This is a genomic window from Shewanella canadensis (genome assembly GCF_003966225.1).
Classification (GTDB): Bacteria; Pseudomonadota; Gammaproteobacteria; order Enterobacterales; family Shewanellaceae; genus Shewanella; species Shewanella canadensis.
The window spans coordinates 1-15,045 of the sequence record NZ_RXNU01000026.1 but is presented as its reverse complement, the minus strand read 5'-3'; the positions used below and the strand labels follow the sequence as shown (position 1 = coordinate 15,045).

General features: G+C 37.9%; 14 protein-coding genes. All 14 read left to right on the top strand.

All coding sequences use genetic code 11. The annotated features are described in order from the left end of the window. The 14 genes from EKG38_RS24135 (at position 1) to glmM (ending at position 14,689) form a co-directional block, all read left to right on the top strand. Entirely contained in the window at positions 1–966 is a 966-nt protein-coding gene (locus EKG38_RS24135; RefSeq protein WP_126523435.1) for a hypothetical protein, read from the top strand. Between the two features lie 46 nt (positions 967–1,012). Further along, positions 1,013–1,972 (top strand): EpsG family protein, encoded by a 960-nt coding sequence (locus EKG38_RS24130; protein WP_342775884.1) that lies wholly within the window; start codon positions 1,013–1,015, stop codon positions 1,970–1,972. A gap of 1 nt (position 1,973) precedes the next feature. Beyond that, complete coding sequence (locus EKG38_RS24125; protein WP_126523433.1) at positions 1,974–2,507, top strand: acyltransferase; 534 nt, start codon at positions 1,974–1,976, stop codon at positions 2,505–2,507. Continuing rightward, entirely contained in the window at positions 2,508–3,509 is a 1,002-nt protein-coding gene (locus EKG38_RS24120; RefSeq protein WP_126523432.1) for a glycosyltransferase family protein, read from the top strand. Beyond that, positions 3,499–4,461: a hypothetical protein gene (locus EKG38_RS24115; protein ID WP_126523431.1), complete on the top strand. Its 963-nt coding sequence runs from the start codon at positions 3,499–3,501 to the stop codon at positions 4,459–4,461. The genes EKG38_RS24120 and EKG38_RS24115 overlap by 11 nt, the downstream gene beginning before the upstream one ends. Before the next feature lie 14 nt (positions 4,462–4,475). After that, positions 4,476–5,591: a GDP-mannose 4,6-dehydratase gene (gene gmd / locus EKG38_RS24110; RefSeq protein WP_126523430.1), complete on the top strand. Its 1,116-nt coding sequence runs from the start codon at positions 4,476–4,478 to the stop codon at positions 5,589–5,591. 75 nt (positions 5,592–5,666) lie between these two features. Continuing rightward, complete coding sequence (gene fcl / locus EKG38_RS24105) at positions 5,667–6,626, top strand: GDP-L-fucose synthase (protein WP_126523429.1); 960 nt, start codon at positions 5,667–5,669, stop codon at positions 6,624–6,626. A gap of 7 nt (positions 6,627–6,633) precedes the next feature. Next, positions 6,634–7,122, top strand: a complete 489-nt coding sequence (locus EKG38_RS24100) for a GDP-mannose mannosyl hydrolase (RefSeq protein ID WP_126523428.1) — start codon at positions 6,634–6,636, stop codon at positions 7,120–7,122. After that, a complete protein-coding gene (locus EKG38_RS24095; protein ID WP_126523427.1) occupies positions 7,119–8,537 on the top strand; it encodes a mannose-1-phosphate guanylyltransferase/mannose-6-phosphate isomerase in 1,419 nt (472 codons plus the stop codon). The genes EKG38_RS24100 and EKG38_RS24095 overlap by 4 nt, the downstream gene beginning before the upstream one ends. A gap of 3 nt (positions 8,538–8,540) precedes the next feature. Further along, positions 8,541–9,998: a phosphomannomutase gene (locus tag EKG38_RS24090; RefSeq protein WP_126523426.1), complete on the top strand. Its 1,458-nt coding sequence runs from the start codon at positions 8,541–8,543 to the stop codon at positions 9,996–9,998. Then, positions 9,998–10,762: a glycosyltransferase family 2 protein gene (locus EKG38_RS24085; RefSeq protein WP_126523425.1), complete on the top strand. Its 765-nt coding sequence runs from the start codon at positions 9,998–10,000 to the stop codon at positions 10,760–10,762. Before EKG38_RS24090 ends, EKG38_RS24085 begins: the two co-directional genes overlap by 1 nt. Before the next feature lie 188 nt (positions 10,763–10,950). Next, positions 10,951–11,943 (top strand): sugar transferase, encoded by a 993-nt coding sequence (locus EKG38_RS24080; RefSeq protein WP_126523424.1) that lies wholly within the window; start codon positions 10,951–10,953, stop codon positions 11,941–11,943. 1,073 nt (positions 11,944–13,016) lie between these two features. Then, entirely contained in the window at positions 13,017–13,244 is a 228-nt protein-coding gene (locus EKG38_RS25495; RefSeq protein WP_185826945.1) for a glycosyltransferase family protein, read from the top strand. Between the two features lie 95 nt (positions 13,245–13,339). Next, a complete protein-coding gene (gene glmM / locus EKG38_RS24070) occupies positions 13,340–14,689 on the top strand; it encodes a phosphoglucosamine mutase (protein WP_126523423.1) in 1,350 nt (449 codons plus the stop codon). Positions 14,690–15,045: the final 356 nt, after the last annotated feature.

Sequence of the window (15,045 nt, the reverse complement as noted above, 5' to 3'; positions counted from 1 at the left end):
GTGTCAATTTTGTATTTCCCAGCGTTTGATTTTAATGGTGAACCTAATGGTGGAACTCTAAGAAGTAAACAGATATATAATTTTTTAATAAAAAGTAATGGTGTTAAAAATATTTGTGTAGGCGAGATAAACTTTAAGAAAGAAATCTTGCTTCATCCATTTTCTATATTTTTACATTTTTTCCATTTGCTGTTTAGGACAAAAGGTTTAGTCTTTAAGAATAAAATAAAATATACTATCTGCTATGTTTATATTTTAAAGCTAGATGTTGACAAACTTTCATTCGATTCTATCGTTTTAGAGCAGGGAGCTAATTATACAATTTTTATAGGTGATATTCTTTGTCATTTGTCTGTAGAGTTCAGTTTGTATCCTCACAATATTGAGTTTTGTGTTTCGAATCAGAATCTAAGTGATGATGCCCAATGTTATTTGTTTATTAAAAGATCGATGTTATCTGCAAAAAATATAGTTGTTATTTCTGAATTTGATGCACAAATATCGAGAGTATTCAATGACAATGTAAGTTTATTGGAGTATTGTTCAAGCGAAAAATTTAAACCTGTCAAAACATCAAATGAATATCAAAATGAGTATGGTCAATATTTTGTCGCGTTCGGGAGTTTTTATAATCCGCCGACACTAAAAAGTATGTTAAAATTGATTGAAAATTTTGATAAGTTAAATTTTGTAGAAAATCAAAAATTGTGTATTTCTGGATTTGGTAGTGATGATTATGTTCATTTGTCTACAGACAAAGTAAAAGTTATTGGTAGTTTAAAAGATGAACATTTAGATAATATCATCTTGGACTCTATTGGAATAATAGTGTATCAGACTCCTACAACTGGTTGGCTTACTAAAATAGAACGTTTATTAGCATATGGTAAACCTATATATATTAATAGGACATATATACAAGCTGGTGAACGATATCCAGAAATGATAATCCCTTATGACCTTTAAATAATTTTGCTATAGGTATCAATTTGTGACAGTTTTTGTTTATTATATGCCATTTATGTTTTTATTTTTACTATTATATAATACGCACAGATCGTCATTGAAAATGCTGGTTGGCTTCTACATGTTGTTGACTATTTTTTTAATTTTAGCTCTGAGGTATGATGTTGGATGGGATTATATGTCCTATTCTAAGGCTTTCAAATATGGATATGATAACTTTGAATATTTATCTTCTTTAATTTTTGATATTTCAAGGTTTCTTGGTAGTGTAAATTATGTTTTCCTTATATATGCATTTCTTACAATTCTTCCTTTGTTGTTAGTGTTTTATTTGGAGCGTAAACTTTCGTTTATAGTTTGTTATATTTCACTTCCTTTTTTCTTTATTGAATCTTTTTCAGTAATTAGGCAAGAGGTTGCTTTGTCATTTTGTATTTTAGGATATCTATTATATTTAAGACGAGACATTAAGGCCTTCTTAGTTCTAATGGTAGCGGTTGGATTTCATTCTTCTGCTATAGTATTTCTTTTGATGATTATTGTTTTGTGGTTTGGAAATAGACTCGTTAAACTATGTATTTTAACGTCTCTCGTTATTCTGGCAGTTTATTTTGATTCAATATTTTCATTATTTATACCTTTTTTCCCTACATTGAGCTTTTATAATTCAGGATCCAGTTATGGCTTGCTTTCAGTTTTATCTGTTTTTTTGCTTTTCATAATATCACTGAATAAAAGTGATAATTTAGAACACTATTATTTGATTCTAGTCGGTATTATATTGAATATCATTCTTTTAAACTTTGACTCGGCTTTAGCTCGGTTATGTTGGTATTTTTACATCCCATTTTGCTTTTTAACTTGGTCCCGTTTTTTCTTCAAGTTAAAAGTTGGGCATTGGTTTTTTTATCTTGTTATGCTTTTTCTTTATAGTTATAGTTTGATGTTAAAGTCAAGTCTAGAAAATGGTTCTTATTTACCATATCAAACAATATTAGGAGTGTAATTTGAAAAAACGTTTTTATTGTCTACCTGGTGTTTTGGTCAGTTTTATGATGTCTTTAAGTCCATCTTTTAGATTTTCAAATTTTATTTTAAGAATGTTCAACTCTGAGGTTGAAAAAAATATCACGATACATTCAGCTGTAAGGTTTATTTTACCTACTCGTATGAAAATTGGGGAAGGAACGACAATCAATGCTGGATCTTTAATAGATTCTCGCTGTCATGTTGAAATAGGTAAAAATTGTATGATTGGGAGAGGCTCAAAGTTGTTTAGTTTGGGGCATGATTTAGATGATGACTTTTTTAAAAGCGTCGGGTCAAAAATAACACTTGGTGATGGAGTTGTAGTTTTTCCTTATGTATTAATTATGCCAGGAGTTATTATCGATGACAATGCAGTTATTTTGCCTGGCAGTGTCGTGACAAAAAGCGTACCAAGAAACTGTGTTTATGGTGGAGTCCCTGCAAAGTTTATTAGACGCCGAGAGTGTAATCCAAGTTTTTCTCATAATTACAATGTATATTTTGGAGTTTAAATGTATTTTGTTGTACCAAACCTAAATGGTCACTTTTTGAACTATGTTGAAATGTTCAAACAAAGGTCTGATTATGAAGGACATATTATCTTAACGTCTGACTTTAAAAGTTTCTTGGCTTTGATAAAATTAATTTTGTCATCAACCAATGGTAACAAAATAAACTTATGCTTTTTGCATGGTGAAAAGCATATTATTCAATCTCTATTGACGGCTTTTTTTAAAAATGTCAATGTTAGCTCTATCTTTTATTACGGCTTTAATATCAATTCTGGTTTTTTTAAAGTCTGTTTAAGTAAGCTTTCCATATATTTGCTTTCTGCTCTCAATATCAGGTTGTTTTATTTAGAGAAGCCTGAACGTATAATTATTCCTTCATTAAGATCGAAGTTTTTATATTTGCCAGATCCTATCTTGATTCCATATGATTTCGACGTTACGACTAGAGCCCTTACTATACCTAAGGTTTTAATTGCCGGGTATTTAGATTCAAGAAAGTGCATTGATAAGATACTGGTTGCTCTTGAACAGCTTTTATGCGACTCAAATTTTGAAGATATACATGTTTTTTTAGTGGGTGAACAATCTGTTGACGTCTCTGAAATGTTGGATTCATATTTATTAACGACTAACTTAAAAGTTTTTCAGGAGAATCAACGTGTAACAGACGAGGTGTTAGCAAAATATATCGAAAATTCAGATGTTGTTTCTTGTGTTTATGACAATCATCTCGGATCTTCAGGTATGTTTATAAACGCTGTCGCTTATAATAAAAAAGTACTATTTATTTCTGAAGGTGTTTTAAGTGATTTTGCTATTGAGTTGGGAATAAATGTATTCGTAAAGGAATCTTCGGCAGCTAATATTAACAAAACTATTAATGTCCTGCTTGATGATGTTTTTTATCAATATAGTTTGATATCAAGAATCGATTTCTTGAAAAAACGAAATAAGTCAGAATTTATTAAATTGTTATATGGTGGAGATATTCTTGAAAAATAAAATTGTTATTAGTTATTTTTGTCTTCCATTTGATGGTGTAGATGAGGGACAGGCTATATACGATAAAAACTTTGTGGTTTCTTTAAAAAATATTGGCTACGAGGTAAATGTTTATCCCGTTCATGTTAAAAGATCTTTAGGTAGTTTATTTCCTGTATGGAGTCGAACACCAATTGGTTTTTCGAATGATTATATAATTAAGGCAAAAGACACTTTTGTCATAGTGTCTCATGAGTCTTTGAGTTCTCTTTGTGACTATTTAAAGCCTAATTTATTTATTGTTCATAATTTATTCTGCAGTTTTGAATTCAAAAGTAAGCCCCATATAGAATTTTTATATCGATTCGCATCCGAAAGTATTTTTCGGCGGGCTTTTGATTTATCTGAACATGTTTTGTTATTGAGTCATCGTGAGAAGCGTATAGCAGAAGAAAAGTACAACCGTAAATTTATATGTGAACCGCCAGGGGTTTATATATCAAATAGTCAAAAGATGAAATCTTTATCAACAAAGCATTTTAGACGGTGTGGAAGTTCCCTTTGGTTACCTAAACGAGCATCATTAATTCCAAATTCAGTGATTTTAAATAATTTCATTAATAATGGTGTTTCAGATGTAAACTGTTCTGTAAACAAAAACACTCACCGTTGTTTTGGTTTGATAGAGGATAGATTTTTGTCTGGTTTCAAGTTGAAATTTATTCAAATGTATTATGATGGAGACTTAATCTTATCTCAGTCTTCTTTATCAGATGAGCTTGCAGGATTAGGTTTGGATAAATCTGGTTATTTGTATGTAGAGGATTTTAGCGATCTGAATGTTGATAGTTTGAATTCAATCCCTGAGTTACTTTTAGGTGATGAAGATTTGCGTTCAAGACGTAAACACTTGTCTGAGGTTTATTCTTGGGAAGCAATCGTTAAAAGAGTATTTTTAAAAGTATTTAATTAAAATTTGGAGTAAAAATGAAGAAAGCTTTAATTACAGGTGTTACTGGTCAAGATGGTTCATATTTAGCAGAGCTTCTATTAGGTAAGGGTTATGAGGTTCACGGTATTAAGCGTCGAGCATCATCTTTTAATACGCAACGCGTAGATCATATTTATCAAGATCGTCATGAATCGAATCCAAAATTTTTCTTACACTATGGCGATTTAACTGACACGTCGAACTTAACTCGTATTTTAAAAGAAGTTCAACCTGATGAAGTCTATAATCTTGGTGCACAATCTCATGTTGCGGTTTCCTTTGAAGCGCCAGAATACACCGCTGACGTTGATGCTATTGGTACGTTGCGCTTGTTAGAAGCTATACGCTTTTTAGGCATGGAAAAGAAAACCAAATTCTACCAAGCGTCTACTTCGGAGTTATACGGTGAAGTACAGGAAATCCCTCAAAAGGAAACCACACCTTTTCATCCTCGCTCACCTTATGCCGTAGCTAAAATGTATGCTTACTGGATAGTGGTTAATTACCGCGAATCTTATGGCATGTATGCGTGTAACGGTATTTTATTCAACCATGAGTCACCTCGCCGTGGTGAAACTTTTGTAACTCGTAAAATTACTCGTGCCTTAGCCAATATCTCTCAGGGCTTAGAAAAGTGTTTGTACCTTGGTAACATGGATGCGCTCCGTGATTGGGGTCATGCAAAAGATTACGTCCGTATGCAGTGGATGATGCTTCAGCAAGACGTGGCAGATGATTTTGTTATTGCAACAGGTAAACAAATTTCTGTTCGTGAGTTTGTTCGTATGTCAGCGTTAGAGCTAGGGATAACCCTCGAGTTCAGTGGTGACGGGATGAATGAAATTGCTACAATAACCGCTATTGAAGGTGATAATGCTCCTGCATCAAAAGTCGGTGATGTTATCGTTAAGGTTGACCCTCGTTATTTCCGACCAGCAGAAGTCGAAACGTTGTTAGGCGATCCATCTAAAGCTAAAGCTAAACTGGGCTGGATACCAGAAATTACTGTGGAGCAAATGTGTGCTGAAATGGTCCAAAATGATTTAGGCAAAGCAAAACAACATGCTATTTTGAAAAGTCATGGGTATAACATTAGTGTATCCGTTGAGTAATTTGTCCATATTAGATTTAGGCCGAAAGAGTTCTGCTTTCAGCTTTTCTGTTTTTACAGTTTGATGGGTTCTGAAATGAAAAAAATATTTGTTGCGGGTCACAGAGGTATGGTTGGCTCAGCAATTGCTCGTCAATTGGAGCAACGTGGCGATGTGATAGTTGTCAAACGCCAACGAGCTGAACTTGACTTACTTGATCAACGGGCTGTACGTGATTTTTTTATCGCTGAAAAGATTGACCAAATTTACCTTGCAGCTGCAAAAGTAGGGGGGATTGTTGCTAATAATACGTACCCTGCAGAATTCATTTATGAAAATCTTACCATTCAAAATAATATCATCCACAGTGCTCATGAAGCGGGAGTCCAGGATCTACTTTTTTTAGGTTCATCTTGTATTTATCCCAAATTTGCTGAGCAGCCAATGACTGAGGATGCACTGCTGACTGGTACACTCGAACCAACGAATGAGCCATATGCTATTGCCAAGATTGCAGGCATTAAAATGTGTGAGTCTTATAATCGACAATATGGCCGTAATTATCGCTCGGTGATGCCAACGAACTTGTATGGCGAGAATGACAACTTCCATCCAGCAAACTCGCATGTTGTCCCTGCCTTATTGCGCAGATTCCATGAAGCTAAGCTAAATGGTGATTCCCAAGTCGTAGCGTGGGGATCAGGCAAGCCAAAGCGTGAATTTTTACATGTTGATGATATGGCCGCAGCCTCTATCTATGTTATGAACCTTGATCAGGCAACCTATGAAGCGAACACTGAGCCTATGCTAAGTCATATAAATGTAGGCACGGGTTTAGATTGCACCATTAGCGAACTAGTTCAGACAGTGGCTAAGGTGGTTGGTTACGAAGGTTACATTGCTTTTGATTCCTCCAAACCCGACGGTGCACCTCGCAAACTTATGAATGTCTCTCGTTTAAGCGCTTTAGGTTGGAATGCGACAATTGAATTAGAGAAAGGACTAAAGGCTACTTACGAGTGGTTTCTAGCGAATCAAGACAACTTTAGAAAGTAGAGTGCTGATGTTTCTCGATAAACTCACATTTTCAACCGTAATAGCAAGTACACCACTTGTATCCATTGATTTGGTGGTGACTAATGCTAATGGGCAGGCCTTACTGGGTAAGCGCTTAAATCGGCCTGCTAAAGATTATTGGTTTGTGCCAGGTGGCCGGATTTTAAAGAATGAAGGTTTAGCGGATGCTTTTAAGCGCTTAACGCTAGCTGAACTCGGACACCAATTTACTATTGAGCAGGCGTCATTGCTCGGCCCCTTTGACCATTTTTATAACGATTATGTTTTTGGTGATGATGTTACAACACATTATGTCGCCATCGCGCTCCTTTTACAGCTTGATTGTCAGTTAGATAACTTACCACTTGATGTGCAACATGGTGGTTACCAATGGTTCGATATCCCCACTTTACTTACCGATAAAAAGGTACACGCACATAGCAAGTGGTATTTTGATAAGAAAAACTTTTACACATTTAAAAAGGAGAAACAATGATTTTACCTGTAATTATGGCTGGCGGCTCTGGCTCTCGTTTATGGCCTCTTTCACGTCAACAGCTTCCTAAGCAATTCCTGACCTTGTTGGGTGATAACTCGATGCTACAAACTACAGCTAAGCGCTTAAATGGGATTGAACATTTACCTGCGTTGGTTATTTGTAATGAAGAACACCGTTTTTCTGTTGCCGAGCAACTCCGTGCTGATGCAATTCAAACTAGTGGTATTATTCTTGAGCCTGTTGGTCGTAACACTGCACCTGCTATTGCGCTAGCAGCTATTCAAGCATTAAAAAATGGTGATGACCCACTATTGCTTGTCTTAGCTGCTGACCATGTCATTAAAGATGAAGCTGCATTTTGCGCATCAATCGAGCAGGCTATTCCGTTTGCTAACGCCAATAAATTGGTGACTTTTGGTATTGTGCCAACAGCACCAGAAACTGGTTACGGCTACATTAAACGCGGTGATGCTCAAGAAGGACAAACTGGATTTACGGTTGCACAATTTGTTGAAAAACCTAATCTAGCCACAGCCAATGAATATTTAGTATCAGGTGAATATTACTGGAACAGTGGGATGTTCTTGTTCAAAGCAAGTACTTACTTGGCCGAACTTAAAGTCCATCGACCACAGATGTTCAGTGCTTGCGAACAGGCAATGGCAGACACGCAAGCTGATTTAGATTTTATTCGTCTCAATAAAGCGGCATTTGAAGCCTGTCCTGATGATTCTGTTGATTATGCTTTGATGGAAAAAACCGCTCAAGCCGTGGTTGTACCAATGGATTGTGGCTGGAGCGATGTTGGGAGCTGGTCAGCCTTATGGGAAGTCTCTGACAAAGATGAGTATGGCAATGTTTGTCGTGGTGATGTTATCAATATAGATACGCGCAATACATACGTTAATGCTACAGAAAAGTTAGTCACAACGATTGGTTTAGATGATGCAATAGTAGTTGAAACTAAGGATGCCATTTTGGTTGCCAAACAGTCTGATGTGCAGCAAGTCAAAAACATTGTAGAACAGCTAAAAGCAGAAGAACGCAGTGAATGGCAACATCATCGTGAAGTCTATCGTCCTTGGGGGAAATATGACTCCATTGATAATGGAGAGCGTTTTCAGGTTAAGCGCATTACCGTAAAACCGGGCGAAAAACTATCGATTCAAATGCATCATCATAGAGCGGAGCATTGGATCGTAGTCTCTGGAACTGCCAAGGTTACCAACGGTGATAATGACATTCTACTTACCGAAAACCAATCAACCTATATTCCCGTTGGTGTTGTTCATGCCTTAGAAAACCCAGGTAAGGTGCCACTAGAGTTAATAGAGGTGCAATCAGGTTCTTATCTAGGGGAGGACGATATTGTTCGTTTTGAAGACCGATATGGGCGAATCGAAGGGAAGTAAAAAGTGATAAGTTCTAAAATAGTTTTATCTGAGTCTGGTGTTTCTTTTGGTACTAGCGGCGCAAGAGGTTTGGTTTCGCAATTCACCCCAAATGTGTGTGGTGCGTTCGCAGTTGCTTTTGCTCGAGTAATGCAACGGAGCTTTGTATTTTCTGAAATCGCTATAGCGGTTGACAATCGTCCTAGTAGCTATGCAATGGCTCAGTCTTGTGCATCAGCATTAAATCAAATTGGCATCGCAACTACCTACTATGGAGTTATTCCCACTCCCGCGCTTGCATACACAAGTATGCAAGAGGATGTACCAGCAATTATGGTGACAGGTAGCCACATTCCTTTTGACCGAAACGGATTAAAGTTTTATCGACCTGATGGTGAGATTTCAAAACAAGACGAATTTTTGATTTTGGACAATGAGACCAATTTCCAACCTGTCGTTAGTTTGCCTAATCTTGTTATCAATGAAGCCGCTGCTTCATATTATTGTGAGCGTTATAGTTCACTTTTTTCTTCAAGTTCACTTGAAGGCCTTCATATTGGTATATATGAACATTCAAGTGCCGGAAGAGATCTCTACCCAAATCTGTTTAGAGGTCTAGGTGCGAAAGTGACATGCCTGGAAAGAAGCGACGAATTCGTCCCTATCGATACAGAAGCTGTCTCGCCGCTAGATGTACAGAAAGCATTAGATTGGTCAAGAAAATATAATTTTGATGCGATTTTCTCGACAGATGGAGATGGAGATAGACCATTAGTTTCTGATGAAAACGGTAATTGGTTGAGAGGTGATATATTAGGTTTGCTTTGCAGTAAAGAGTTGAATATTGAGGCTCTTGCCGTTCCTGTTAGTTGCAATACATCGATTGAATTATCCGGTTATTTTAAGCACATTCAACGAACTAAAATTGGTAGTCCTTATGTTATTGCCGAATTTGAAAACTTAAGTAGCAATTATCGAACTGTAGCTGGCTTTGAAGCAAACGGTGGTTTCTTATTAGGCTGCGATGTTGAATTAAATGGAGAAGTATTGAAGGCATTGCCGACAAGAGATGCACTTTTACCCGCTTTTATTTTACTTGCAAAGAGTAAAACAGTAAAAATATCTCAACAGGTGAATGCACTACCTTTACGGTACACTCATAGCGATCGTATAAAGAATTTTGAACGTTCTAAAAGCAAGTTAGTAATAGATGAAGGAAAAAACAGCCCTGAATTAATGCTTCGTTCGTTAGGTTTTTCTAATGTTTCTGTGGTCGAAACAGATGAAACTGATGGTTTGAGAATGGTCCTATCAAATAATACTATTGTTCATTTACGGCCTTCTGGTAACGCTCCAGAGTTAAGGTGTTATGTAGAAGCTGCTTCTTTTGAATTGGCAAAAGAAATTGTTGAGCGCGTATTGAGTAAAATTATTCAAACAACTGAATATTTAGAAGCTTCCAGCGGTATTAGAGGTCACTAATGAAAACTGACAATGTTGACTTTAGTGTTATCACAGTTTGCTATAATGCGGCTTCTACTATTAGCGAAACGATAGAATCAGTCCTACAACAAACAGATATATGCTTCGAATATATCATTATGGATGGCTGTTCAACGGACGATACCGTTGAGCTACTAAATAATGTTACAGATCCTAGAGTGAAATTTATTTCTGAGAAAGATAATGGTCTTTATGATGCGATGAATAAGGCTATTTCGTTAGCTTCTGGAAAATATATAGCTATTATTAATGCTGATGATATTTATGTTGATGAGTTTGTTTTATCTTCAGTGAAACAAGAATTCGAACGAAGTTTGGCTGACATAGTCTCTGGACACCTGTATTACTTCGATACAGATTTCTCTAAAAAGGCGAGGCGTTATCGTTGTAGTCCACTAAGCAATCGGGCAAAATGGGGGTTAGGCTGGCAGCCGCCTCACCCGTCAACCTATGTTAAAAAAGAGGTTTATGATTCAATTGGGCTTTACTGCCCTAGTTACAAAATTTCGGCCGACTATGAATTTTTGTTGAGAGCTTTGTTTGTCAATAAGTACAAACATTCAGTTATTGATCAAGATTTAGTCGCTATGAGATTGGGTGGTGAGAGCACTGCAGGAGTAAAAAGCATCTACCTAGGCAACAAAGAAGTTTTAGATGCCTGGAAACGTAACGGTAAGAAAGCTCCTTTTTATTTGGTTTTTATTAAGCTTTTCAACAAGTTGTTTTCTGGTGGGTTGCTGTAAGTCTTTAATTTGTAGTTGCTAAATGATGTTTTTAATAATTTCTGTTTCAATGTGAGCATGTTGAATGAGTAATTGTTTTCATTTTTACATCTGAAGCAATCGATTTTAATGACTAGAAATTTGGTCTTATTTATAATTAGAGCACATAAGTGATTTTTAGTGGTTTTAAACTATAGCGAAACAAAATAATGATTAACGTTGAAAAGCATAGTACAAAAGAATTTACTCCAGAAGTTCACTTTATTGGAAGCGCTCAGCGGTTTAAATCGAAGAAACAGGTCCTAAATCAGGATGTTATCTACGTGTACTGTCCAATTCATAGAGAGTTGGAAATTGGCAGGATTATTGAGGATTATAGCTTTGATATAGTCATCAACGACTACAGTCTTTGCGACTTACACGGAAAGATAATTTGTCATTTTGAAAGTGCTAGTTTAGAGGCTGAACAACGGCAATTCCTTGTTAAGGCTACAGAGTTGGGGGCTTGGGTAGAACCTTTGGTGAGCTATTTGGATTCGCGACTTCGTTACACAGAAGTTCGCTTGCTTCACAGTGGATACTTTTTGCATCAGAAAGCTTTTTCTATTTTATCGACTAAGCGGACTCAATTAGCGAAGAGAGTTATTGATATAGCATCAGCTTTACTGCTTCTTTTTTTTACTTTACCTATAGGTCTAATTGCCGCTTTAGCTATTAAGTTGGAAAGCCGGGGTCCTATTTTTTACCGACAGAAGCGTACAGGTCAGTACAATGTTGAGTTCGAAGTTATTAAGTTTCGTTCAATGAGTACTGACGCGGAACATGGTGGGGCTCAGTGGGCGACAAAGAACGATGCTCGAGTTACTCGTGTTGGTAATTTTATCCGGAAAACTCGGGTTGATGAATTACCTCAAGTGATTAATATCTTGAAAGGTGAAATGTCTATAGTTGGACCTAGGCCTGAAAGGGAGGTATTTATTACTGACTTAGAAAGAGAAATTCCCTATTACCGATTTAGGCATGCTGTAAAACCGGGAGTAACGGGTTTGGCACAAGTAAGTTATCCCTATGGGGCATCTGTCGATGATGCTGTGTGGAAACATAAATACGATATTTATTATATTAAGCATCATAGTATGTGGCTTGATATTAAAGTTTTATTTATTACTGTTAAAGTTGTCTTATTTGGAATGGGGCGCTAGTTAGGTTTTTGTGTGGTTGGACACATGTTTGGTGAGTATTAATTTCCGGAAATATGAGGGTTGAGTAACAGGCGAACAAGATTGTTAACTCTGCATTAGTTAATGTCTGAGCATGTTTGGATAACGTAGTGGTTGAGTTTCTTTAGTAGTTTACAGCATTAGTAGTTATTGATAGTTGTTAATTAAGCATCTTTAGTAACCTTTCACCAGTCCAAAATTGACATGAACGTTAGATGACCGACAAACAACTCGTAGTTAGCTATTGGACGATCCTTTTTAGCGCTCAAACAGGTGGCCATGAAAAAGAAACTATTTACACAAGAGCCGCTTTCAGGTATCAGCGAAGCCAATTTGCTCATCCGAGGGCTATGGGACGAGCTTCGTGACTATGAAGACCAATGAACGACAAGCTCTAAGAACTCATTGAAATCTCCCTCAGCAATATATCTGCAGCGAGGGTGGAGCGATATAAGCTCAAACTCCTCGAAGCCGATATATGGTTGGCGTTGAGCCAGTCCTCGAGGGGAAGCTACGGCCTTTAACACCATAAAAACCAACCGATGTTTCGGTTGCCTGTTTCCCGCACTGACATTGTTCGCAGTGTGGCGGCGGGTTAAACCGAATGTATTTCCAAGCTATCTACATCAAGTATTTGAGCTACCAAAACCGCAAACCCATATCACCTAATATCAACTCTTCCATGGCCTCAGCCAATGCTGTGGAGTCTCATCAAAAAGCAAACTTCTGGATACGGTTCCCACTGGACAGATGGGGCCAAGATTACAGAGTTATCTTGCGGTGTTAGCTGGTCAATATCATCTGAATGTGCGTACAACCCAAAGCATACTAAAGGATATGTTTGATCCCCATTTTTTCACAGGCTAATTTCAGAAGTGCAAGTTCGGTACCAATAAAAGATTTAGATAAGTATGGTATTGCTGATTGCGATGGTGTTGGATTATGTGCTTACTTGTCTACTGCGATATCTAAAATGGTCGAAAGCCCAAAGTTGAGAGGCTCCTTCAAATCTTTCTGCTGTTGGCCGATATGTCTAGTCCGAGAATATATGGGATTTGTTAGAAAAAACACCTTTGGGAGCGGAAGATGAGATACAGCATAACGATGCGATAGATATGCTAATAGAGTCTGAGTCAGTAGAAGCGTTTCATATGACTGGTAAGTCGAACTATTGCGGCGACAAGCTCGGCTACATGAGTGCTTTTGTTGAATATGGCCCGAAAAATAACAAGCTTGGCGCTATTTTTAAGAAGCAGGTTATGGCACTTTTGGAGCCGGGTTAACTTTAAGTGGTGATTTTTTATAAAGTCAAATTATTTTCGATTTGGTTTTATATATTATTTATTTATAAATTCTCAGTCGTTTTTTAAGGATGAATATGTCTCGTCAATATTTTGGTACCGATGGTGTTCGCGGGAAAGTGGGTGAGTTTCCAATTACGCCTAGTTTTGCAATGAAGTTAGGTTGGGCTGCGGGCAAAGTGTTAGCTTCCAGTGGTACAAAGGAAGTGTTGATCGGTAAAGATACGCGTATTAGCGGCTATATGCTCGAGTCGGCCATTCAAGCCGGCCTATCTGCAGCAGGTATTAATGTTGCCCTAGTGGGGCCAATGCCAACCCCCGCAGTGGCCTACCTGGCATCAACTTTCCGTGCCGATGCTGGTGTCGTGATTAGTGCCTCACATAACCCCTATTACGACAATGATATTAAGTTTTTTTCTAATTCGGGTACTAAGCTTAATGATGAGCAAGAACATGAAATTGAAGCACTATTAGAGCAAGCACTTAATGATAATGCGATGCAGTGTGTTGCATCTGAAGATTTGGGGAAAGTTAGGCGAATTAACGATGCAGCCGGACGTTACATTGAGTTTTGCAAAGGCGTTTTTGCTAACGGCCTAACACTAGCTGGCCTAAAAATAGTTGTCGATAGTGCTAACGGCGCTGCCTATCATATCGCACCCAATGTTTACAGGGAATTGGGCGCAGAGGTCATTAGTATTAATGACAAGCCTGATGGGCTCAACATTAATGCAGAATGCGGCGCAACCAGCTTAGACAGCTTACAAACTGCTGTCATGGTACACGAGGCTGATTTAGGTATTGCCCTGGATGGTGATGCTGACCGTGTGATGTTTGTTGATCACAATGGTCACGTAGTGGACGGCGACCAAATTTTGTATATTTTGGCAAAGTCTGCCAAACAGCAAGGCACGATGACAGGCGGTGTCGTCGGGACGTTAATGTCTAACCTCGGCCTTGAGATTGCGTTAAAAGAAATGGAAATTCCGTTTAAACGAGCCAAAGTGGGCGACCGTTATGTGGTTGAACAATTAAAAGCGACGGGATGGCGCATGGGTGGCGAAGGCTCTGGGCATATTTTACATCTTGACCATGCCTCTACTGGCGATGGTGTCGTGGCGTCGTTATTAGTATTACAGGCGGTATTACAATCTGAGCAATCATTGGCCGAGATTGTGTCGGGTATGAACAAATTACCGCAGGTATTACTCAATGTACGTTTAACCGCTAACAACGCTGATGAAATTCTAGCTTCTGACGCCGTTAAACAAGCCGTAATTGAAGCTGAAGCAGTATTAGGCGATAACGGCCGTGTGCTGCTACGTAAATCGGGAACCGAACCGCTTATCCGTGTCATGGTCGAATCTACCGATGTTGAAATGTCGCAAGCCCAAGCAGAGCATATAGCAACAGCAGTACGCGCTTAAATCGTAATATAAATTGCTCAAAATGAAATGGAAGCACAGTGAAGACAACAAATCTTCTGTGGCTTCCATTTTTTTTGAGTATTACGCTAGCCCTTGCTCCTTCATTAACGCATCAAAAGCGCTGCCGTCAAGCCGTGATGCGTTAGCCACATAAGGGGCGTAGACTTCAAACAGTAATCGTGTATCGCTGTGCCCTAACATTTGTGAGATGTATAAAGGGTTCTCATGCTGCATGTTTCGGAGTAATCCGATCACCGATTCCGGGATAAACCGATCACCTGTTTCGGTTTAATCCGATCACACATTCCGCGATAATCCGGTCATTTTAGGCATAACTCCGGAATACATGATCGGAT